The 17,913-nt window shown below is 57.8% G+C and carries 31 protein-coding genes; 29 read left to right on the forward strand and 2 right to left on the reverse strand.

The window, feature by feature from the left end; genetic code table 11:
• The 28 genes from ACT6QH_RS01545 to rplQ all read left to right on the forward strand — a co-directional run.
• The coding region (locus tag ACT6QH_RS01545; RefSeq protein WP_507237475.1) for an EF-Tu C-terminal domain-related protein at nucleotides 1-141 on the forward strand (141 nt) is incomplete at its 5' end.
• An 82-nt stretch (nucleotides 142-223) separates the two neighbouring features.
• Nucleotides 224-532, forward strand: a complete 309-nt coding sequence (gene rpsJ / locus ACT6QH_RS01550) for a 30S ribosomal protein S10 (protein ID WP_012113701.1) — start codon at nucleotides 224-226, stop codon at nucleotides 530-532.
• Between the two features lie 23 nt (nucleotides 533-555).
• The gene (gene rplC, locus ACT6QH_RS01555; protein WP_444973092.1) at nucleotides 556-1,287 is read left to right on the forward strand and encodes a 50S ribosomal protein L3; all 732 of its coding nucleotides are present in this window, start codon (nucleotides 556-558) and stop codon (nucleotides 1,285-1,287) included.
• The gene (gene rplD / locus ACT6QH_RS01560) at nucleotides 1,287-1,907 is read left to right on the forward strand and encodes a 50S ribosomal protein L4 (protein WP_444973093.1); all 621 of its coding nucleotides are present in this window, start codon (nucleotides 1,287-1,289) and stop codon (nucleotides 1,905-1,907) included. The genes rplC and rplD overlap by 1 nt, the downstream gene beginning before the upstream one ends.
• Nucleotides 1,904-2,212, forward strand: a complete 309-nt coding sequence (locus tag ACT6QH_RS01565) for a 50S ribosomal protein L23 (protein ID WP_444973057.1) — start codon at nucleotides 1,904-1,906, stop codon at nucleotides 2,210-2,212. Before rplD ends, ACT6QH_RS01565 begins: the two co-directional genes overlap by 4 nt.
• Nucleotides 2,213-2,235: 23 nt before the next feature.
• Nucleotides 2,236-3,069 carry a 50S ribosomal protein L2 gene (gene rplB, locus ACT6QH_RS01570; protein ID WP_444973058.1) on the forward strand — a complete coding sequence of 278 codons (834 nt, stop codon included), beginning with the start codon at nucleotides 2,236-2,238 and terminating at the stop codon, nucleotides 3,067-3,069.
• An 11-nt stretch (nucleotides 3,070-3,080) separates the two neighbouring features.
• Nucleotides 3,081-3,359, forward strand: a complete 279-nt coding sequence (gene rpsS, locus ACT6QH_RS01575; RefSeq protein ID WP_444973059.1) for a 30S ribosomal protein S19 — start codon at nucleotides 3,081-3,083, stop codon at nucleotides 3,357-3,359.
• A 6-nt stretch (nucleotides 3,360-3,365) separates the two neighbouring features.
• Complete coding sequence (gene rplV / locus ACT6QH_RS01580; RefSeq protein ID WP_393998346.1) at nucleotides 3,366-3,746, forward strand: 50S ribosomal protein L22; 381 nt, start codon at nucleotides 3,366-3,368, stop codon at nucleotides 3,744-3,746.
• Nucleotides 3,746-4,471 (forward strand): 30S ribosomal protein S3, encoded by a 726-nt coding sequence (rpsC, locus tag ACT6QH_RS01585; RefSeq protein WP_444973060.1) that lies wholly within the window; start codon nucleotides 3,746-3,748, stop codon nucleotides 4,469-4,471. The genes rplV and rpsC overlap by 1 nt, the downstream gene beginning before the upstream one ends.
• Before the next feature lie 29 nt (nucleotides 4,472-4,500).
• The gene (gene rplP / locus ACT6QH_RS01590) at nucleotides 4,501-4,914 is read left to right on the forward strand and encodes a 50S ribosomal protein L16 (RefSeq protein ID WP_444973061.1); all 414 of its coding nucleotides are present in this window, start codon (nucleotides 4,501-4,503) and stop codon (nucleotides 4,912-4,914) included.
• Nucleotides 4,915-4,924: 10 nt separating this feature from the next.
• Nucleotides 4,925-5,137 carry a 50S ribosomal protein L29 gene (rpmC, locus tag ACT6QH_RS01595; protein ID WP_444973062.1) on the forward strand — a complete coding sequence of 71 codons (213 nt, stop codon included), beginning with the start codon at nucleotides 4,925-4,927 and terminating at the stop codon, nucleotides 5,135-5,137.
• 7 nt (nucleotides 5,138-5,144) lie between these two features.
• The gene (gene rpsQ, locus ACT6QH_RS01600) at nucleotides 5,145-5,393 is read left to right on the forward strand and encodes a 30S ribosomal protein S17 (RefSeq protein ID WP_444973063.1); all 249 of its coding nucleotides are present in this window, start codon (nucleotides 5,145-5,147) and stop codon (nucleotides 5,391-5,393) included.
• Nucleotides 5,394-5,591: 198 nt separating this feature from the next.
• Nucleotides 5,592-5,960, forward strand: coding sequence for a 50S ribosomal protein L14 (gene rplN, locus ACT6QH_RS01605; RefSeq protein ID WP_444973064.1), 369 nt, complete (start codon nucleotides 5,592-5,594; stop codon nucleotides 5,958-5,960).
• A complete protein-coding gene (gene rplX, locus ACT6QH_RS01610; RefSeq protein WP_444973065.1) occupies nucleotides 5,960-6,277 on the forward strand; it encodes a 50S ribosomal protein L24 in 318 nt (105 codons plus the stop codon). Before rplN ends, rplX begins: the two co-directional genes overlap by 1 nt.
• Nucleotides 6,270-6,827, forward strand: a complete 558-nt coding sequence (gene rplE, locus ACT6QH_RS01615) for a 50S ribosomal protein L5 (protein ID WP_444973066.1) — start codon at nucleotides 6,270-6,272, stop codon at nucleotides 6,825-6,827. The genes rplX and rplE overlap by 8 nt, the downstream gene beginning before the upstream one ends.
• A 117-nt stretch (nucleotides 6,828-6,944) precedes the next feature.
• Entirely contained in the window at nucleotides 6,945-7,250 is a 306-nt protein-coding gene (gene rpsN / locus ACT6QH_RS01620; RefSeq protein WP_444973067.1) for a 30S ribosomal protein S14, read from the forward strand.
• A 10-nt stretch (nucleotides 7,251-7,260) separates the two neighbouring features.
• Nucleotides 7,261-7,659: a 30S ribosomal protein S8 gene (rpsH, locus tag ACT6QH_RS01625; RefSeq protein WP_444973068.1), complete on the forward strand. Its 399-nt coding sequence runs from the start codon at nucleotides 7,261-7,263 to the stop codon at nucleotides 7,657-7,659.
• A gap of 16 nt (nucleotides 7,660-7,675) precedes the next feature.
• Nucleotides 7,676-8,209 (forward strand): 50S ribosomal protein L6, encoded by a 534-nt coding sequence (gene rplF, locus ACT6QH_RS01630; protein ID WP_444973069.1) that lies wholly within the window; start codon nucleotides 7,676-7,678, stop codon nucleotides 8,207-8,209.
• Nucleotides 8,210-8,220: 11 nt separating this feature from the next.
• Nucleotides 8,221-8,583, forward strand: coding sequence for a 50S ribosomal protein L18 (rplR, locus tag ACT6QH_RS01635; RefSeq protein ID WP_444973070.1), 363 nt, complete (start codon nucleotides 8,221-8,223; stop codon nucleotides 8,581-8,583).
• A gap of 17 nt (nucleotides 8,584-8,600) precedes the next feature.
• Nucleotides 8,601-9,158 (forward strand): 30S ribosomal protein S5, encoded by a 558-nt coding sequence (gene rpsE / locus ACT6QH_RS01640; protein WP_444973071.1) that lies wholly within the window; start codon nucleotides 8,601-8,603, stop codon nucleotides 9,156-9,158.
• Nucleotides 9,159-9,184: 26 nt separating this feature from the next.
• On the forward strand, nucleotides 9,185-9,373 hold the full coding sequence (gene rpmD / locus ACT6QH_RS01645) for a 50S ribosomal protein L30 (RefSeq protein WP_444973072.1): 189 nt from the start codon (nucleotides 9,185-9,187) through the stop codon (nucleotides 9,371-9,373).
• Between the two features lie 11 nt (nucleotides 9,374-9,384).
• A complete protein-coding gene (rplO, locus tag ACT6QH_RS01650) occupies nucleotides 9,385-9,870 on the forward strand; it encodes a 50S ribosomal protein L15 (RefSeq protein WP_444973073.1) in 486 nt (161 codons plus the stop codon).
• Between the two features lie 185 nt (nucleotides 9,871-10,055).
• Entirely contained in the window at nucleotides 10,056-11,390 is a 1,335-nt protein-coding gene (gene secY / locus ACT6QH_RS01655; protein ID WP_444973074.1) for a preprotein translocase subunit SecY, read from the forward strand.
• The gene (locus tag ACT6QH_RS01660; RefSeq protein WP_444973075.1) at nucleotides 11,390-11,974 is read left to right on the forward strand and encodes an adenylate kinase; all 585 of its coding nucleotides are present in this window, start codon (nucleotides 11,390-11,392) and stop codon (nucleotides 11,972-11,974) included. Before secY ends, ACT6QH_RS01660 begins: the two co-directional genes overlap by 1 nt.
• 241 nt (nucleotides 11,975-12,215) lie before the next feature.
• Nucleotides 12,216-12,584, forward strand: coding sequence for a 30S ribosomal protein S13 (gene rpsM / locus ACT6QH_RS01665; protein ID WP_444973076.1), 369 nt, complete (start codon nucleotides 12,216-12,218; stop codon nucleotides 12,582-12,584).
• A 106-nt stretch (nucleotides 12,585-12,690) separates the two neighbouring features.
• The gene (rpsK, locus tag ACT6QH_RS01670; RefSeq protein WP_444973077.1) at nucleotides 12,691-13,080 is read left to right on the forward strand and encodes a 30S ribosomal protein S11; all 390 of its coding nucleotides are present in this window, start codon (nucleotides 12,691-12,693) and stop codon (nucleotides 13,078-13,080) included.
• A 136-nt stretch (nucleotides 13,081-13,216) separates the two neighbouring features.
• Complete coding sequence (locus ACT6QH_RS01675; protein WP_444973078.1) at nucleotides 13,217-14,239, forward strand: DNA-directed RNA polymerase subunit alpha; 1,023 nt, start codon at nucleotides 13,217-13,219, stop codon at nucleotides 14,237-14,239.
• 71 nt (nucleotides 14,240-14,310) lie between these two features.
• Nucleotides 14,311-14,733, forward strand: coding sequence for a 50S ribosomal protein L17 (rplQ, locus tag ACT6QH_RS01680; protein WP_444973079.1), 423 nt, complete (start codon nucleotides 14,311-14,313; stop codon nucleotides 14,731-14,733).
• A gap of 91 nt (nucleotides 14,734-14,824) precedes the next feature.
• Here rplQ and ACT6QH_RS01685 read toward each other — a convergent pair whose 3' ends face one another.
• Together ACT6QH_RS01685 and rpmG are read right to left on the reverse strand one after the other, a co-directional pair.
• Nucleotides 14,825-16,630, reverse strand: coding sequence for a glycosyltransferase family 2 protein (locus ACT6QH_RS01685; RefSeq protein ID WP_444973080.1), 1,806 nt, complete (start codon nucleotides 16,628-16,630; stop codon nucleotides 14,825-14,827).
• Nucleotides 16,631-16,804: 174 nt separating this feature from the next.
• Nucleotides 16,805-16,972 carry a 50S ribosomal protein L33 gene (gene rpmG / locus ACT6QH_RS01690; protein ID WP_444973081.1) on the reverse strand — a complete coding sequence of 56 codons (168 nt, stop codon included), beginning with the start codon at nucleotides 16,970-16,972 and terminating at the stop codon, nucleotides 16,805-16,807.
• Between the two features lie 428 nt (nucleotides 16,973-17,400).
• Here rpmG and secG point away from each other — a divergent pair, with 428 nt between their 5' ends.
• Nucleotides 17,401-17,808: a preprotein translocase subunit SecG gene (gene secG / locus ACT6QH_RS01695; RefSeq protein ID WP_444973082.1), complete on the forward strand. Its 408-nt coding sequence runs from the start codon at nucleotides 17,401-17,403 to the stop codon at nucleotides 17,806-17,808.
• Nucleotides 17,809-17,913: the final 105 nt, after the last annotated feature.

Consider the following 17,913-nt stretch of genomic DNA (forward strand, 5'->3'; position numbering starts at 1 on the left):
GAAATGGTGATGCCGGGTGACAATGTTGCGATGGAAGTCCATCTGATCGTGCCGATCGCCATGGAAGAGAAGCTGCGCTTCGCTATCCGTGAAGGTGGCCGTACGGTGGGTGCCGGCGTCGTCGCCTCCATCATCGAGTGAGCCGAACGAAAAGAAACGGGAGCGCGCTGCGCAAAGTCTTGTACCAAGCGCGCGCGTTCCTCATGCCCGGAGCCTTTGAGCCATGAACGGCCAGAACATTCGAATTCGCCTGAAGGCATTCGATCACCGCATCCTCGATGCGTCGACGCGTGAGATCGTCGCCACGGCAAAGCGCACGGGTGCGCAGGTGCGCGGCCCGATTCCGCTGCCCACGCGGATCGAGAAGTTCACCGTAAATCGCTCTCCGCACATCGACAAGAAGTCGCGTGAGCAGTTTGAGATGCGTACCCACAAGCGTTTGCTTGATATTGTTGACCCGACGCCCCAGACGGTGGACGCGCTGATGAAGCTCGACCTTGCCGCCGGCGTTGACGTCGAAATCAAGCTCTGAATCGGAGGCGAAGAGACATGACCATGAGGTCAGGCGTCATCGCCCAGAAGGTCGGCATGACCCGCATCTTCACGGATGCTGGCGAACATGTGCCGGTCACTGTGCTGAAAGTCGAAAGCTGCCAGGTGGTTGCACACCGCACGCTCGACAAGAATGGCTACGTCGCTGTCCAGCTTGGTGCTGGCCGTCGCAAGCCTAAGAATGTCACCCGCGCCGAGCGCGGTCACTTCGCGGTGGCTCAGGTTGAGCCCAAGCGGAAGATGGCTGAGTTCCGTGTGCCGGAAGATGCTCTGATTCCGGTTGGTGCCGAAATCACTGCTGATCACTTCGTTGTCGGTCAGTATGTGGATGTGACGGGCACCACCATCGGTAAGGGCTTCGCCGGCGGTATGAAGCGTCATAATTTTGGCGGTCTTCGTGCCTCTCACGGTGTCTCCATCTCTCATCGCTCTATCGGTTCGACCGGTGGGCGCCAAGATCCGGGCAAGACCTTCAAGAACAAGAAGATGCCTGGACACATGGGTGATGTGACCGTGACCACGCAGAATCTGAAGGTCGTGATGACCGATGTGGAGCGTGGGCTGATCGCGGTGGAGGGCGCTGTTCCCGGTCACGCTGGTGGCTGGATTACCGTGCGTGATGCCGTGAAGAAGAAGCTGCCTGAAGATGCGCCGAAGCCCGGTGCATTCCGGCTGGGGGAAAGCGCTGCTGAAGCTGCGCCTGCGGCCGAAGCCAGCAATGAGGAGGGCGCGTGATGGAAATCACCGTCAAGACGCTCGAAGGCACCGACGCGGGTTCCGTGACGCTTTCGGACGAGATTTTTGGTCTCGAGCCGCGCGCGGACATCCTGCATCGTATGGTGACTTGGCAGCTCGCCCGCCGTCAGGCTGGCACGCACCGCACAAAGGGTCGTTCGGAGATCAACCGTACGACCAAGAAGCTGTACAAGCAGAAAGGCACGGGCAATGCCCGTCATGGTGCCGCTTCTGCTCCGCAGTTCCGTGGTGGTGGCCGCGCATTCGGTCCGGTTGTTCGCTCTCATGCGATTGACTTGCCGAAGAAGGTCCGCGCTCTGGCGCTGAAGCATGCTCTGTCTTCCAAGCTGAAGGCAGACAGCATCGTGGTGCTCGACAAGATGTCGGTCACCGATCCGAAGACAAAGGCCCTGAAGGAGCGCTTCGCACAGCTTGGCTGGGCGTCGGTGCTGATCGTTGACGGGGCGCAGGTGGAAGAAAATGTGGCCCTGGCGGCGCGCAATCTTCCTTATGTGGACGTGCTGCCTGTGCAGGGCATCAATGTCTACGACATCCTGCGTCGCGACAAGCTGGTCCTGACCAAGGCCGCTCTGGACGCGCTGGAGGCGCGCTTCAAATGAGTTCCGCGCGCAATATCGAGCCGCGTCATTACGACGTGATCCTCTCGCCCGTCATCACCGAGAAGGCGACGACGGCGAGCGAGCAGGACAAGGTCGTCTTCAACGTCGCGAAGACTGCCACGAAGCCCCTTATCAAGGAGGCCGTGGAGAAGCTTTTCGACGTGAAGGTGAAGAGCGTTAACACGCTGGTCCGCAAGGGTAAGGTGAAGTTCTTCCGCGGTCGTCGCGGCGTCCAGAATGACGTCAAGAAGGCGATCGTGACCCTCGAAGAGGGCCAGAAGATCGACATCACCACGGGCCTGTGAACTGAGGGGAACGGGATAAGACCATGGCGCTGAAGCATTTCAAGCCGGTCACGCCGGGCCTCCGCCAGCTCGTGATCGTCGACCGGTCCGGCCTTTACAAGGGCAAGCCGGTGAAGGGCCTGACGGAGGGCAAGTCGTCCTCCGGTGGCCGTAATAATAATGGCCGCATCACGGTGCGTTTCCGTGGTGGTGGCCACAAGCAGAGCTATCGTCTGGTGGACTTCAAGCGCAACAAGCGCGACATGTCGGCCACGGTGGAGCGGATTGAGTATGATCCGAACCGCACGGCGTTTATCGCTCTGCTGAAGTATGAAGATGGTGAGCTTGCCTACATTCTGGCTCCGCAGCGTCTTGCTGTCGGCGATCGGGTGATTGCGGCTGCTCAGGTGGACGTGAAGCCTGGCAATGCGGGCCCTCTGGGTAACCTGCCTGTCGGTACGATTGTTCATAATGTTGAGCTGAAGCCTGGCAAGGGCGGGCAGATTGCACGTTCCGCTGGGACCTACGCCCAGATCGTCGGTCGCGATCACGGTTATGTGATCCTTCGCCTGAACTCTGGCGAGCAGCGTCTGGTTCTGGGCGCGTGCTACGCGACTGTGGGTGCGGTTTCCAATCCGGACCACATGAACACTGCTCTGGGTAAGGCTGGCCGTAATCGCTGGCTGGGGCGCAAGCCGCATAACCGTGGCGTCACCATGAACCCTGTTGACCACCCCCATGGTGGTGGTGAAGGGCGCACGTCTGGTGGCCGTAACCCGGTTTCGCCGTGGGGCTTCCCCACGAAGGGCAAGCGTACCCGCAATAACAAGGCGACGGACAAGTTCATCGTGTCCAGCCGCCATAAGCGGAAGAAGTGAGGGCCTGACAGATGACTCGTTCGGTTTGGAAGGGGCCCTTTGTCGATAGATACCTGCTCAAGAAGGCGGAAGCCGCGCAGGCATCCACTCGCAGGGACGTCGTCAAGATCTGGAGCCGGCGCTCCACCATTCTGCCCCAGTTCGTGGGCATTACGTTCGGTGTCTATAACGGGCAGAAGCATGTGCCTGTTGCAGTAACCGAGGACATGATCGGCCACAAGTTCGGGGAGTTTGCTCCCTCGCGCACCTATTATGGGCACGCGGCCGACAAGAAGTCGAAGCGGCGGTGATTAGCCATGGGTAAGCAGGCAAAGCCGCGCGCGCTCGCGGACAACGAAGCAAAGGCGGTCGCGCGTAATCTGCGCGTCTCGCCTCAGAAGCTGAACCTGGTCGCGGGTCTCATTCGCGGCAAGAAGGTGGCGACGGCGCTCGCCGATCTCGAGTTCTCTCACAAGCGGATTGCCCGTGATGTGAAGAAGTGCCTCGAGAGCGCGATCGCCAATGCCGAAAACAATCATGAGCTCGATGTGGACGACCTGGTCGTTGCAGAGGCGCATGTGGGCAAGGGCTTGGTGATGAAGCGGTTTTCGCCGCGTGCGCGTGGCCGCGCCTCGCGCATCGAAAAGCCCTTCTCCCACATCACCATCGTGGTTCGGGAAGTTGAGGAGCGGGCCTGATGGGTCAAAAGGTCAATCCGGTCGGGCTCCGGCTCGGCATCAACCGCACGTGGGATAGCCGTTGGTTCGCCAATAAGGGGGACTACGGCAATCTCCTGCACGAGGACATCAAGATCCGCAAGATGCTGCTCAAGCAGTTGCGTCAGGCGGCGGTGTCCAAGGTGGTTATCGAGCGTCCGCACAAAAAGTGCCGCGTGACCATTTACTCGGCGCGTCCGGGTGTGGTGATCGGCAAGAAGGGTGCAGACATCGACAAGCTGCGCAAGAAGGTCTCCGAGATGACCAACTCGGAAGTCTTCATCAATATCGTCGAAGTGCGTAAGCCTGAGACGGATGCGCGGCTGGTCGCTGAGTCGATTGCCCAGCAGCTTGAACGTCGTGTGGCATTTCGTCGCGCCATGAAGCGTGCGGTTCAGTCCGCCATGCGTCTGGGTGCCGAAGGCATTCGTATCAACTGCTCTGGTCGTCTTGGTGGTGCGGAAATCGCCCGTCTGGAGTGGTATCGTGAAGGCCGCGTGCCGCTGCACACCTTGCGCGCCGACGTGGATTACGGTACTGCCACCGCCTTCACGACCTATGGCACCTGCGGTGTCAAAGTCTGGATCTTCAAGGGTGAGATCCTGGAGCATGATCCCATGGCGCAGGAAAAGCGCCAGGCTGAAGCGGAATCTGGTCCCTCTTCGCGTCCTTCGCGGCGTGAGCGCGGCGACCGTGAGCGCGCTTGACGGCCAAAGAGAAAGAAGGCGTTTAAGCCATGCTGCAACCCAAGCGCACCAAGTTCCGCAAGCAGTTTAAGGGACGCATTCACGGCGTTGCCAAGGGCGGCACGGAACTGAACTTCGGTGAATTCGGCCTTAAGGCGATGGAGCCGGAGCGTGTCACGGCGCGCCAGATTGAAGCCGCGCGCCGCGCGATGACCCGTCACATGAAGCGTGCCGGTCGTGTGTGGATCCGCGTGTTCCCCGATGTGCCGGTCTCTGCCAAGCCCACCGAAGTGCGTATGGGTAAGGGCAAGGGCTCGCCGGAATACTGGGCCGCCAAGGTCAAGCCCGGCCGCATCATGTTCGAGATCGACGGTGTCAGCGTTGAACTTGCGCGTGAAGCTCTGACTCTTGCGGCAGCCAAGCTGCCGATCAAGACGCGCTTCGTTCAGCGCATCGCCGAGTGAGGAGAGGCTCATGAAAGCCGAGGACGTTCGGGCCCTCAGCCCCGATCAGCTCGCGGATGAGCTGCTGAAGCTGAAGAAAGAGCAGTTCAACCTGCGCTTCCAGAAGGCCACCGGGCAGCTGGAGAATACCGCGCGGTCTAAGGATATTCGCCGTACCATCGCGCGAATCAAGACCATGCAGAATCAGAACAGCGCCGGTTCGCCGGCGCAGAAGGCGAAGTGAGGAAGCGATGCCGAAGCGCGTGCTCCAGGGCGTCGTGGTGAGCGACAAGACGGACAAGACCGTCGTGGTGCGGGTGGAGCGTCGCTTCACTCATCCGTTGCTGAAGAAGACCGTTCGTCGGTCCAAGAAGTATCATGCTCATGATGAGCAGAACGCCTGGAAGGTGGGTGATACGGTTTGGATCGAAGAACATCGTCCTCTGTCGAAGCTCAAGAACTGGATTGTTGTCCAGGGCGAGAAGCGCGCAGAGGTTTGAGGTCTTGAAATTTTCTCTCATCCGGTGCATAGCATCCGGGTGAGAGAATCGCTCCGATGCTGGGTCCGTCTTTTCTCGAAAGAGAAAGGAGAGGAGACCGCATTGCGGCATGCCGTGTTTCGATGAGCGGGCACGGTAAACAAGGGTTAAGGCAAGGCCGGTTTACCGGTTGTGCCGGATGACGAGAACAGGTGCGTCATGATCCAGATGCAGACCAATCTCGACGTGGCGGACAATTCCGGCGCGCGTCGTGTCATGTGCATCAAGGTGCTCGGCGGCTCCAAGCGTAAATATGCTCATGTTGGCGACATCATTGTGGTGTCTGTCAAGGAAGCTATTCCGCGCGGTCGCGTGAAGAAGGGTGACGTGATGAAGGCCGTGGTGGTGCGTACCGCCAAGGATATTCGTCGCGGTGACGGGTCGGTGATCCGTTTCGATAAGAACGCTGCCGTTCTGATCAACAATAACAAGGAGCCTGTCGGCACCCGTATCTTCGGCCCGGTTCCGCGCGAGCTTCGCGCCAAGAACCACATGAAGATCATTTCGCTGGCGCCGGAGGTGCTGTGATGGCCGCTAAGATCAAGAAGGGCGACAAGGTCGTCATTCTCGCCGGTCGCGACAAGGGTCGTAGTGGTGAGGTCATTCAGGTCATGCCGAAGGAAGAGCGTGCGCTCGTCCGTGGTGTGAATATCGTCAAGCGTCATCAGCGCCAGACGCAGAGCCAGGAAGGCGGGATCATCTCCAAGGAGGCCCCGGTCCATCTGTCGAACATTGCCATTGCTGATCCCAAGGATGGCAAGCCGACTCGCGTTGGGTTCGAGGTGCTGGAAGACGGGAGCAAGGTTCGCGTTGCGAAGCGCTCCGGGGAGAAGATTGATGGCTGAGGAAATTTACGTTCCCAAGCTGCGTACGCATTACGATCAGGTTGTGCGTCAGAAGATGATCGAAGAGTTCGGTTACAAGAACCCCATGCAGGTTCCTGCGATCGAAAAGGTCGTCATCAATATGGGTGTTGGCGAGGCGACTGCGGATACCAAGAAGGTAACCAATGCTGCGTCGGAGCTGGGTCTTATTGCTGGTCAAAAGCCAGTTATGACCCGCGCCCGAAAGGCCGTTTCGAACTTCCGTCTGCGTGAAGGTCAGCCTGTGGGCACCAAGGTCACGCTGCGCAAGGTTCGTATGTACGAGTTTCTTGACCGTCTGGTGACGATTGCGCTGCCGCGCGTTCGTGACTTCCGCGGCTTGAACCCCAAGAGCTTTGATGGTCGTGGGAATTACGCCATGGGCATCAAGGAGCACATCGTGTTTCCCGAGATCAACTACGACCGTGTCGAGCAGATCTGGGGTATGGATGTGATCGTGTGCACCACGGCTCAGTCTGATGAGGAGGCTCGCGCCCTTCTGAAGGCTTTTAACTTCCCTTTCCGTCAGTGATTGGAGGGGCTTGATGCCCCTTGCGCAAGGCTTGTTCTTGCGTGGCAAATGTTTCGAGTGATTTTCCGGCCGTGAGAGGTGTCGAGCACCCTCAGACGCGGAGAACAGGAGCAAAAGATGGCGAAGAAAAGCGCGATCGAGACGAACGAGCGGCGTCGCAAGCTGGTGGCAAACCAGGCGGCTAAGCGTGCGCGTCTGAAGGCGATCGTGAATGACAAGACTCTCCCGCTCGAGGAGCGTTTCCAGGCGACCCTGAAGCTTGCGGAAATGCCCCGCAATGGTGCGCGCATCCGGATTCGCAATCGTTGTGAAGTGACTGGTCGCCCCCGTGCCTTTTACCGGAAACTCAAGATGAGCCGTGTGGCTCTGCGTGAGCTGGGTAATCAGGGCATGGTCCCTGGCTTGGTCAAGTCGAGCTGGTGAGGAGGGCAGTATGTCCGTGAATGATCCGATTGGCGATCTCATCACTCGCATCCGCAATGCGCAGCTGCGTCGCAAAGACAAGACTTCCACCCCGGGGTCCCGTCTGCGCGCCAGCGTTCTTGAGGTGCTTCGCGACGAAGGTTATATCCGTGGCTATACGGCGACGGATCATGGCAATGGTCGCAGCGAGTTTGAGATCGAGCTCAAATATTTCGATGGTCAGCCTGTGATCCGGGAAATCTCCCGTGTTTCCAAGCCTGGTCGTCGCGTTTACGCCTCGGTGAAGAATCTTCCCCGGGTTGCCAATGGTCTGGGTATTGCGGTTGTGTCCACGCCTCAGGGTGTGATGGCCGACCATGAGGCCCGCGACAAGAATGTTGGCGGCGAAGTTCTCTGCACTGTGTTCTGAGGCGAGGGAGAAAGAGATGTCGAAAATCGGCAAGCTTCCCGTCGCCATTCCCGCTGGTGTTACCACCAAGCTGGACGGACAGACGGTGAAGGTCAAGGGTCCCAAGGGTGCTCTTGAGGTGACTCTCGTGGATGAAATTTCCGCGAAGATTGAGGGTTCGGAAATCATTCTGTCCATGAATGGTGAAACGTCCCGTCATCGTGCGATGTGGGGTCTGTCCCGCACGCTTGTGGCGAACCTCGTCGATGGTGTCACCAAGGGCTTCGAAAAGAAGCTCGAGATCACTGGTGTGGGTTACAAGGCGGCTGTTCAGGGCAAGAATCTGAACCTCTCGCTCGGCTACAGCCACGATGTGATTTACGCTATTCCTGAAGGTATCCAGATCACCACCCCGAAGCCGACTGAGGTTGTCGTGGCAGGTATGGATCGCCAGAAGGTTGGTCAGGTCGCTGCCGAGATCCGCAAGTTCCGTCCGCCAGAGCCTTATAAGGGCAAGGGTGTGAAGTATGCGGGTGAATTCATCTTCCGTAAGGAAGGTAAGAAGAAGTAACGGAGGCGACCATGGCTAAGGATTTGGATGCGGTTGCGCGCCGTAAAGCCAAGGTGCGCAGAGCTATCCGCAGTGCGGCAAACGGGCGTCCGCGCCTGTCGGTGCATCGGACTTCGCAGCATATTTATGCGCAGGTTATCGATGACGCCAATGGGGTGACCCTTGCTGCGGCTTCCAGTCTGGAGAAGGACATGCGTTCTTCCCTGAAGACCGGAGCGGATAAAGAGGCGGCTCATGTTATCGGCAAGCTGGTGGCTGAGCGTGCACAGGCTAAGGGCGTGACGACTGTCGTGTTCGATCGCGGTGCATATATCTATCATGGGCGCGTTCAGGCGCTCGCCGAAGGTGCCCGTGAGGGCGGCCTTCAGTTCTGACGCGAGGACGAGCGAAAATGGCCCGTGAAAGGGAATCGCGCCAGGAGCGCGAAGATCGCGACAATCTGTTTGTGGACAAGCTTGTCCACATCAACCGTGTGGCCAAGGTGGTGAAGGGCGGACGTCGTTTCGGCTTTGCTGCTTTGGTTGTGGTTGGAGATCAGAAGGGTCGCGTTGGTTTTGGTCATGGCAAGGCGCGTGAAGTGCCTGAGGCCATCCGCAAGGCAACGGAAAGCGCGAAGCGCTCCATGATCCGTGTGCCTTTGCGTGAAGGGCGGACGCTGCATCACGATGTCCATGGGCATCATGGCGCCGGCAAGGTTGTTCTGCGTGCGGCTCCGGCTGGTACGGGGATCATTGCTGGTGGCCCGATGCGTGCGGTCTTCGAGACCCTTGGCATGAATGATGTGGTGGCGAAGTCTTTCGGGTCTTCCAATCCCTACAACATGATTCGTGCGACGTTTGACGCCCTCAAGAACCAGGATAGCCCGCGCTCGGTTGCCGCGCGTCGTGGTCTCAAGGTTTCACAGCTTCAGTCTCGCCGCCGCGTTGAAGACGCGGAAGCGACGGACTGACGCGGGCCGAAGGATAGGAACGCGTCATGAGTGACAAAAACATCACGGTGGAGCAGATCGGATCGCCGATCCGTCGCCCGTCTGACCAGCAGGCTACTCTGGTTGGTCTGGGGCTTAACAAGCGGCATCGTCGCTCCACTCTCAAGGACACACCGGCCGTGCGCGGTATGATCGCGAAGGTCGCCCATCTCGTCCGTGTGGTCGAGGGCGAGTGAGGAGTTGGGCCATGAAGCTCGATGAAATTCGTGATAATGCCGGAGCCCGCAAGAAGCGGATGCGTGTGGGTCGTGGCATTGGCTCTGGCAAGGGCAAGACTGGCGGTCGTGGCGTGAAGGGACAGACGTCCCGTACTGGCGTTGCGATCAAGGGTTTTGAAGGTGGTCAGATGCCACTGCATCGGCGTCTGCCGAAGCGTGGCTTCAACAACATCTTCCGTCTGGACTACAACGAGGTCACGCTCGGACGTCTCCAGACGGCTATTGATGCTGGCAAGCTGGATGCTGCTCTGCCGGTGAATGTGGCTGCGCTTGTTGCCGCTGGTGTCGTGCGTCGGCCGAAGGCCGGTGTGCGTGTGCTTGGCAGCGGTGAGCTGAAAGCCAAGGTGACCCTTGAGGTTGCTTATGCGACGAAGTCTGCTGTGCAGGCTGTCGAAGCTGCTGGTGGTCAGGTTGTTATCCTGAACCCACCGAAGGCTGAAGACGAAGCAGTCTGAAAGTCTGGCCGGGCCATGTGCCCGGCCATTTTCTGTGCGCGGCGCGGCTCTCGCCGTGCAAATCGCTCTCAAATCTTGGTTTAATGCCAGGGTCTAAACAGGGCGATGCATTGGCGCTCATGGTGCCGCGAAACCGCCCTTCATCAGGACTGCTTCTCAGGAAGCGGAATCCAGCGGAGTAAGGCATGGTCTCGGCGGCGGAACAGCTCGCGGCGAACCTGAACTTCAGTGCTCTCGGCAAGGCCGATGAGCTGAAGAAGCGAATTTGGTTCACCTTGGGTGCGCTCATTGTTTACCGGCTTGGTACTTATATTCCCATGCCGGGAATCAACCCGGATGCCCTTGCGGAAGTCTTTAAAGGCGCGCAAGGCGGCATCATCGGGCTTTTCAATATGTTTTCAGGCGGTGCCGTCGAACGGATGGCCATCTTCGCCCTGAACATTATGCCCTATATCTCAGCCTCGATTATCATTCAGTTGCTCACTAGTGTTTCACCGACGCTGGAAGCCCTGAAAAAAGAGGGCGAGTCCGGGCGCAAGCAGATCAATCAGTATACGCGCTATCTGACCGTCGTTCTGGCAGTCTTTCAGGCTTATGGCATTGCTGTTGGTCTGGAGAGCTCCGGTAACGTCGTCGCCGATCCAGGATGGTTCTTCCGTATCAGCACGGTGATTACGCTGACAGGCGGCACGATGTTCCTGATGTGGCTGGGGGAACAGATCACCTCGCGTGGTATCGGTAATGGCACCTCCCTCATCATCTTCGGCGGTATCGTTGCTGAATTGCCGGGTGCTTTTATCCGCACTTTGGAATTGGGGCGTGAAGGTGCGATTTCGACGGTCGCGATTCTGGGCGTTCTGGTCGTTGCGGTCGTGGTTATTGCGTTCATCGTATTCATGGAACGCGCTCAGCGCCGGCTTTTGATCCAGTATCCCAAGCGCCAGGTTGGGAACCGGGTTTATGAGGGGCAGTCGTCTCATTTGCCGCTCAAGCTGAATACGTCGGGTGTGATTCCCCCGATCTTTGCTTCTTCCCTGTTGCTGATTCCAACTACGGTCGCCAGTTTCACGCAGAATGACGGGCCGGCGTGGTTGCAGTCGATCACGGCCTTTCTCGCTCACGGACAGCCGCTCTATATGACGCTGTATGTGCTGCTGATTGTGTTCTTCTGCTTCTTCTATACGGCTATCGTTTTCAATCCCGTTGAGACAGCCGACAATCTGAAGAAGCATGGTGGGTTCATTCCCGGCATTCGTCCGGGTGAACGGACTGCGGAATATATTGATTATGTGCTGACGCGGATCACCGTGGTTGGCGCTGCCTATATTGCGGCGGTTTGCCTATTCCCCGAACTGCTGATTTCATATGCAGCTCTTCCGTTCTATTTCGGTGGAACGTCATTGCTGATTGTGGTTAGCGTGACGATGGATACTGTTGCCCAGGTTCAGGGGCATCTGTTGGCCCACCAGTATGAAGGCTTGGTGAAGAAGGCCAAACTGCGTGGCGGGAGGAGAAAGTGATGAGGCTGGTTCTGCTCGGACCCCCGGGGGCGGGGAAGGGAACCCAGGCGCAGCGTCTGGTCGAGCGTCATGGCATCGTGCAGTTGTCGACGGGCGATATGCTGCGGGCCGCAGTGAAGGCTGAAACGCCGATTGGCCTGAAGGCTAAAGAAGTAATGGAGGCTGGCGGGCTGGTCTCTGATGAGATCGTGGTCGGTATCATTGCGGATCGGCTGGCAGAAGCTGACGCTCAGAATGGTTTCATTCTGGACGGGTTTCCGCGCACGGTTGCCCAGGCTGAGGCTTTGGACAAGATGCTGGCTGATAAGGGTCTTGAACTCGACGCAGTCGTTGAACTGGTCGTAGATCAGGGCAAGCTGGTTGATCGCATTATCAATCGTGCCGCTGAAGCCAAGGCAAAGGGCGAAGCAGTGCGCAAGGATGATGACCCGGAGGTCTTCAAGACGCGTCTTGAAGCCTATAATCGGGATACTGCGATTGTGGCGCCTTATTACAAAACCAAGGGTCAACTTCAGCAGATTGACGGCATGGCTGCGATTGATGAGGTTGCGCGTGCCCTTGATGCAGCTCTCACAAAAAATTGAGGCCTGTTTGGCATGGTGCGAAAGGGGAGGGCGGTGCCCTCCTTTTTCATATCGGGGCCTTCATGGCTGAGGCTTCTTGACCATTCGGCAAGAATCCCTTAAGGAGCCTATCTCCTTTCCATGATCCTGTTGGTTGCTTCACTTCCAGCACGGGAGTGGAGTGTCTCCTGCAAGGGCCGGCCTCCACCGGACGTGGGAGTTTTGTGTCAGGCGTGGCCTGATGGTTAAAATGGAGTGAGCAGTGGCTCGTATTGCTGGTGTAAATATCCCGACCAACAAGCGCGTTGTGATCGCGCTTCAGTACATTCACGGCATCGGCGCCAAGAAGGCCGAGGAAATTGTCGAGAAGGTCGGTATTGCCGCTGAGCGGCGTGTGAACCAGTTGACGGATCAGGAAATCCTGCAAATCCGTGAGACGATTGACCAGGATTATCTCGTTGAGGGTGATCTGCGTCGTGAAGTCGCGATGAATATCAAGCGTCTGATGGATCTTGGTTGTTATCGTGGTCTTCGGCATCGTCGCGGCCTGCCGGTGCGTGGTCAGCGGACCCACACCAATGCGCGTACCCGTAAGGGGCCCGCCAAGCCGATCGCTGGTAAGAAGAAGTGAGCGCTGTTAAGCGCTGACAAAAGAGGGGCGTGGCTCACGCCCCTTATATTGGCATTTATGCCATCCCGAGCGCCTGGCGTTACGGGCGTGTTTGAAGGACTGAAGAATGGCTAAGGACACCACTCGCGTTCGTCGTCGCGAGCGTAAGAATATCGCTTCGGGCGTTGCGCATGTGAATGCCTCGTTCAATAACACCATGATTACCATCACCGATGCTCAGGGGAACACGATTTCCTGGTCTTCCGCTGGTGCCATGGGTTTCAAGGGTTCGCGCAAGTCCACTCCTTATGCGGCGCAGGTTGCTGCCGAGGACGCCGGGCGCAAGGCTGCTGAGCATGGTATGCGTACCCTTGAGGTGGAAGTTTCCGGTCCCGGTTCGGGGCGTGAATCTGCCCTGCGCGCGCTTCAGGCTGCGGGCTTTCTCGTCACCTCTATCCGTGACGTGACCCCGATCCCGCACAATGGCTGCCGTCCGCGCAAGCGTCGTCGCGTCTGATCCGCTATTCCCCCGCGGGCCCGCATGGTCCTGCGGGTCTTCTGCCCGGTTTCTCCTCCCGTGAAGGGACGGGTCATGGTTTCCGGTTAAGGTCGGCCGCACCGGATTGGCTATGGCCTGGCGAGAATACAAGGTGATGCAAGTGATTCAGAAGAACTGGCAAGAGCTGATCAAGCCCGAGAAGCTGCAGGTTCATCCTGGTCAGGATCCCGAGCGTTTTGCGACTGTTGTCGCTGAGCCGCTGGAACGGGGTTTTGGCATGACGTTGGGCAACGCCCTGCGTCGTATTCTTCTCTCCTCGCTTCAGGGTGCCGCGGTCACCTCCATCCATATTGACGGTGTGCTCCACGAGTTCTCGTCGATTCCGGGTGTGCGTGAAGATGTGACGGATATCATCCTGAATGTGAAGGATATCGCCATTCGCATGCAGGGCGATGGTCCCAAGCGCATGGTGGCGAAGAAGGTTGGTCCCGGCGTGCTGTATGCCGGTGACATTCAGACTGTTGGCGATGTTCAGGTGCTGAACCCCAACCTGCCGATCTGCACCCTCGATGAAGGTGCTGAGCTGCGGGTCGAGTTCACGGTGGATACCGGTAAGGGCTATGTGCCCGCAGACCGGAACCGTCCCGAGGATGCTCCGATCGGACTTATCCCGATTGATAGCCTCTATTCGCCGGTGCGCAAGGTGTCCTACAAGGTGGAAAACACCCGTGCAGGGCAGATCCTTGATTATGACAAGTTGACCATGCAGATTGAGACAGATGGCTCAATCACGGCCGAAGATGCGCTGGCCTATGCCGCGCGTATTCTTCAGGACCAGCTGGAAATATTCGTCAATTTCGAGGAGCCGAAGCGCGAAAGCGAAGCGACGGCGATCCAGACCCTGCCGTTCAGCCCGGCGCTTCTCAAGAAGGTGGACGAACTGGAACTTTCCGTGCGTTCCGCCAATTGCCTGAAGAACGACAACATCGTTTATATTGGCGACCTGATCCAGAAGAGCGAGACGGAAATGCTCCGTACTCCGAACTTCGGCCGCAAGTCGCTGAACGAGATCAAGGAAGTTCTGGCTTCTCTTGGCCTGCATCTTGGAATGGAAGTTCCTGGATGGCCGCCGGAGAATATCGAAGAGCTGGCCAAGCGCTTCGAAGAGCACTTCTGATCTCAGATCTGGTTGCGGCACGGGCCGCGTCTTAATCGGCTCGTGCGCCGTAAGCTTAGGAGTTCGCCGTCATGCGTCACGGCAAGGTACATCGCAAGTTCAATCGTACGGCAGAGCATCGTAAGGCGATGTTCTCCAATCTCGCTGGTGCGCTCATCACCCATGAGCAGATTGTCACCACCCTGCCCAAGGCGAAGGATCTTCGTCCGGTCGTTGAAAAGCTGGTGACGCTTGCGCGTCGCGGTGATCTGCACGCTCGTCGTCAGGCCATTGCGGAGCTGCGTGATCCGGCTGTGGTGCGCAAGCTGTTCGACGTTCTGGCTCCGCGTTACAAGGAGCGTCCGGGTGGTTACACGCGTATCATCAAGGCCGGCTTCCGCTATGGCGACTGCACGCCGGTCGCCGTGATCGAGTTTGTCGATCGCGACGTGGAAGCCAAGGGCGCGGCTGATCGTGCTCGTACGGCTGCTGCTGAGGAAGCTGAAGCCGCTTGAGGCTTTGACACTCGGAATATGAAAAAGGCGACCAACTGGTCGCCTTTTTTATTTGGAAAGGGCTTTGGGCCGCTCTCTTGTCTCGCCGGCATCATGATGCCGGCGTTGGGTCGTCTTTCGTACGGGGAGGCCAAGAGAGGGAGAAATCTTCCCGGTCGCGGGTGAGATTGGGATTATAGGCCGGGTCATGGGGAAGGATGTCCTTCCAGCGGGTCATCATATAATTCGCTTCCGAACGAAAGCGCGCCTGCTTTTCCGGTGTATCCTCGCTGCCGCGACTGGCGGATTCATGATGATAGAGTTCTGCATAGGGTGTCCACACATTGCGGAATCCGGCTTCGCCGACCCTGAGGCAGAAATCGACATCATTGAAGGCAACCTTCAGATGCTCCTCGTCCAATCCGCCAACATTCTCATAAATGTCTTTCCGAACCACGAAGCAGGCTGCCGTTACGGCGCTCAAGGTTTGGGGGAGAATACCTCGCTTGAGATAGCCATTGGATTTACGGGGCAAAAATTTATGAGCATGTCCCGCAACGCCTCCAAGTCCCAAGATGACGCCTCCATGCTGTAGGCGGTTATCGGGATACCAGAGACGCGCCCCCACAACACCGACGCCGGGCTGGATGGCGAACCCCATCATCTCGTTCAGCCATTCGGGATTGATGACCTCAATGTCATTATTAATGAGCGCAACATATGCCCCTGTAGCGTGGGCGACGGCATTATTATTGATGGCGGAATAGTTGAAGGGGCGCTCATCACGCAAAACTTGAATGTGCGGATTTTTCTCCAGCTCCTTGAAATAGAGCAGGGCCTTGGGATCATCTGAATTATTGTCGACCAGAAGAATATCGTAGTTGGGATAGCTGGTTCGCTCCAGAATGGATTCGATGCACTGGCGTACCAGCTCCAGACCATTCCGGGTTGGGATGATTAGCGTCACCAATGGCGGGTTTTCAGGCAGTGCATAATGCACGCGGTAGACACCGCTGGTCAGGATTTCAACAGAGCCGGAAATTCCACGCCGGGTGAGGTGTTCTGTCAGCGCCTTTTGCCCGGCTACAGAGGCGTAATCCTTGTTCTTGACGGTTTGGGCTGTGCTTTCACGATGTGCGCGCCAATGATACAGGACCCGCGGAATATGATGGATCTGTCTGGGTTCAAGCTGTTCAGTCAGGCGCAAGACAAGATCATGGTCTTGTGCGCCTTCAAACCCTTCACGAAAGCCGCCAATCTCGCGGACACGATCAAGTCGGTAGACACCGAGATGTGACACGATATTTTGCGCGCGGAGAAGGTCGGGGTTCCAATCCGGTTTGAAACTCGGATCATAACGCGCGCCGTTTTCCCGGATCTTATCTTCATCCGTGTAGATGAATTGCACGTCTGGCTGTCTATGTATGGCTCGCGCAACATAGAAGAGGGCGTCTTCGGGCAGAAGATCATCCTGATCCATCAAGGCCATCCACTGTCCGGTGGCCAGATCCATCGCACTATTGGTGGCGGCGGAAATGTGACCATTGCGTTCACGGAAGGTCACTTTGATGCGCGCGTCTCTATTGGCCATCTGGGTCAGGAAGGGGCGCATCTGAGGGTTCGTTGAGCAGTCATCCGCCAGGCAGATTTCCCAATGGGGATAAATTTGCTTGATGATGGAATCAACGGCCGCTCGCAGCCAGTCGAGATTCGGATTGTAGACGGGGATTACAATTGAAATGGTAGGGCAGTGGCCCCACTCTGCGATTTCATCCCGAATGGCCTGGCGCTGGAGATCGTTGATACCGGCATAGCGCCGCACCCAGGCTGTATAGTCATTCCGGGAGAATGCCTCGCGCTTGTGTTTACTGAAAGGGTGCCTCCAGAGGGCCTGGAGCCGAAGCTTGAGCGCGGTCATTCGATGGGCCGTAATTGAGAGATTGGAACTGCGTATTCTAGCAGATGGCCGCATTGAAGTGGCGATGTGCTAGCAGCAGAGTTTCGATAAAAAGAAAGGCGCCCTGAGGCGCCTTCCAATCTGCTGACACGCAGGCGATTGAGCCGGCGCTATATCATTTCCGCTTTCCCAAGATCACTTGATCTTGGTTTCGCGGAACTCCACATGCTTGCGCACAACCGGGTCGTACTTCTTGAGCACGAGCTTGTCGGTCTTGGTGCGGGAGTTCTTCTTGGTGACATAGAACGAACCCGTATCCGCAGTGGACAGGAGCTTGATCTTGATGGTTGCAGCCTTGGCCATTTTATTTTCCTTGCGCCCGCTTGTGCCGCGCGCGGACTGTTTCGATTCAGCAATAGAAAGACGGACGCGCTGCCAAAGCGGCCGCTCGTGGATGCGGAAGTAGCCTTAACCTTGTGAGAATGTCAAGTTTCACGCGCATGGGGAGGCGGTGCAAGCGCTTTCCAGGGCAATAAATGACGCATGCGCTGCTGCGCAGGGGCGAGCATGGGAATAGCGAATCGTGATGGAACGAGATTATCGACTGTGGAAGGGTTGCACACGGCTTCTTGCCCATATCAGTTCGCATACACATCATTGTGCCTGCCTTGAATGAGGGAAGCCGGGATATCGCTCCTGATGGGGTTCCCTCCGGGTGCCTGATCGTGTAGAGACCCGACAACTGGCGCGCCAACCCATGGGCTGGTGCTGGCGCGAACATGATGGATTCCATGCAGACGGTTTTGATCGTTATTCACCTCCTGGTGGTGCTGGCGCTTATAGGCGTGGTGCTGATTCAGCGTTCCGAAGGCGGTGGCCTTGGTATTGGCGGCGGCGGCGGTGGAGGCGCAGGTGGGTTTTTCTCCGCGCGCGGCTCGGCCAATCTGCTGACGCGGGCGACAGCTATTCTTGCCGCTCTCTTTTTCATCACTTCCCTGACATTGACTATGTCTGCGGGGTGGAATCGTGGGGGCAGCTCGCTTCTTCAGCCTTCCGCTCCGGCGCAGAGTGCACCGTCCGCTCCGGCATCAGGAGGGGCGACAATTCTGGATCAGATCTCTCCCAATGGCGCGCAATCGGGCGCAACTGAGGGGGCTGAAACAGCACCGGCGGGCCCACAGGTTCCGCAGTCTCAGTGAGTTTCGTGCCGTCGGCATGGGTCGGCGGCATTCATTTAATCGAGCGAGGCGAGAGCAGAGGTTCTCGGCTCGCTGAATCATGTTTGTATGAGGTGAGGTCTGTCC

This window comes from Haloleucobacter albus (genome assembly GCF_052492075.1).

Excerpts from the sequence above, each read along its gene's own strand:
- rplQ (WP_444973079.1), top strand. The coding sequence starts at position 14,311 with ATGCGTCACGGCAAGGTACATCGCAAGTTCAATCGTACGGCAGAGCAT.
- rpsJ (WP_012113701.1), top strand. The coding sequence starts at position 224 with ATGAACGGCCAGAACATTCGAATTCGCCTGAAGGCATTCGATCACCGC.
- rpsK (WP_444973077.1), top strand. The coding sequence starts at position 12,691 with ATGGCTAAGGACACCACTCGCGTTCGTCGTCGCGAGCGTAAGAATATC.
- rpsN (WP_444973067.1), top strand. The coding sequence starts at position 6,945 with ATGGCGAAGAAAAGCGCGATCGAGACGAACGAGCGGCGTCGCAAGCTG.
- rpsS (WP_444973059.1), top strand. The coding sequence starts at position 3,081 with ATGACTCGTTCGGTTTGGAAGGGGCCCTTTGTCGATAGATACCTGCTC.
- rplV (WP_393998346.1), top strand. The coding sequence starts at position 3,366 with ATGGGTAAGCAGGCAAAGCCGCGCGCGCTCGCGGACAACGAAGCAAAG.
- ACT6QH_RS01660 (WP_444973075.1), top strand. The coding sequence starts at position 11,390 with ATGAGGCTGGTTCTGCTCGGACCCCCGGGGGCGGGGAAGGGAACCCAG.
- rplF (WP_444973069.1), top strand. The coding sequence starts at position 7,676 with ATGTCGAAAATCGGCAAGCTTCCCGTCGCCATTCCCGCTGGTGTTACC.
- ACT6QH_RS01685 (WP_444973080.1), bottom strand. The coding sequence starts at position 16,630 with ATGACCGCGCTCAAGCTTCGGCTCCAGGCCCTCTGGAGGCACCCTTTC.
- rpsH (WP_444973068.1), top strand. The coding sequence starts at position 7,261 with ATGTCCGTGAATGATCCGATTGGCGATCTCATCACTCGCATCCGCAAT.
- rplO (WP_444973073.1), top strand. The coding sequence starts at position 9,385 with ATGAAGCTCGATGAAATTCGTGATAATGCCGGAGCCCGCAAGAAGCGG.
- rpsC (WP_444973060.1), top strand. The coding sequence starts at position 3,746 with ATGGGTCAAAAGGTCAATCCGGTCGGGCTCCGGCTCGGCATCAACCGC.
- rplC (WP_444973092.1), top strand. The coding sequence starts at position 556 with ATGAGGTCAGGCGTCATCGCCCAGAAGGTCGGCATGACCCGCATCTTC.
- secY (WP_444973074.1), top strand. The coding sequence starts at position 10,056 with ATGGTCTCGGCGGCGGAACAGCTCGCGGCGAACCTGAACTTCAGTGCT.
- rplP (WP_444973061.1), top strand. The coding sequence starts at position 4,501 with ATGCTGCAACCCAAGCGCACCAAGTTCCGCAAGCAGTTTAAGGGACGC.
- rplR (WP_444973070.1), top strand. The coding sequence starts at position 8,221 with ATGGCTAAGGATTTGGATGCGGTTGCGCGCCGTAAAGCCAAGGTGCGC.
- rplB (WP_444973058.1), top strand. The coding sequence starts at position 2,236 with ATGGCGCTGAAGCATTTCAAGCCGGTCACGCCGGGCCTCCGCCAGCTC.
- rpsQ (WP_444973063.1), top strand. The coding sequence starts at position 5,145 with ATGCCGAAGCGCGTGCTCCAGGGCGTCGTGGTGAGCGACAAGACGGAC.
- rplN (WP_444973064.1), top strand. The coding sequence starts at position 5,592 with ATGATCCAGATGCAGACCAATCTCGACGTGGCGGACAATTCCGGCGCG.
- secG (WP_444973082.1), top strand. The coding sequence starts at position 17,401 with ATGCAGACGGTTTTGATCGTTATTCACCTCCTGGTGGTGCTGGCGCTT.
- rplE (WP_444973066.1), top strand. The coding sequence starts at position 6,270 with ATGGCTGAGGAAATTTACGTTCCCAAGCTGCGTACGCATTACGATCAG.
- rplD (WP_444973093.1), top strand. The coding sequence starts at position 1,287 with ATGGAAATCACCGTCAAGACGCTCGAAGGCACCGACGCGGGTTCCGTG.
- rpmG (WP_444973081.1), bottom strand. The coding sequence starts at position 16,972 with ATGGCCAAGGCTGCAACCATCAAGATCAAGCTCCTGTCCACTGCGGAT.
- ACT6QH_RS01565 (WP_444973057.1), top strand. The coding sequence starts at position 1,904 with ATGAGTTCCGCGCGCAATATCGAGCCGCGTCATTACGACGTGATCCTC.
- rpsE (WP_444973071.1), top strand. The coding sequence starts at position 8,601 with ATGGCCCGTGAAAGGGAATCGCGCCAGGAGCGCGAAGATCGCGACAAT.
- ACT6QH_RS01675 (WP_444973078.1), top strand. The coding sequence starts at position 13,217 with ATGCAAGTGATTCAGAAGAACTGGCAAGAGCTGATCAAGCCCGAGAAG.
- rpmD (WP_444973072.1), top strand. The coding sequence starts at position 9,185 with ATGAGTGACAAAAACATCACGGTGGAGCAGATCGGATCGCCGATCCGT.
- rplX (WP_444973065.1), top strand. The coding sequence starts at position 5,960 with ATGGCCGCTAAGATCAAGAAGGGCGACAAGGTCGTCATTCTCGCCGGT.
- rpmC (WP_444973062.1), top strand. The coding sequence starts at position 4,925 with ATGAAAGCCGAGGACGTTCGGGCCCTCAGCCCCGATCAGCTCGCGGAT.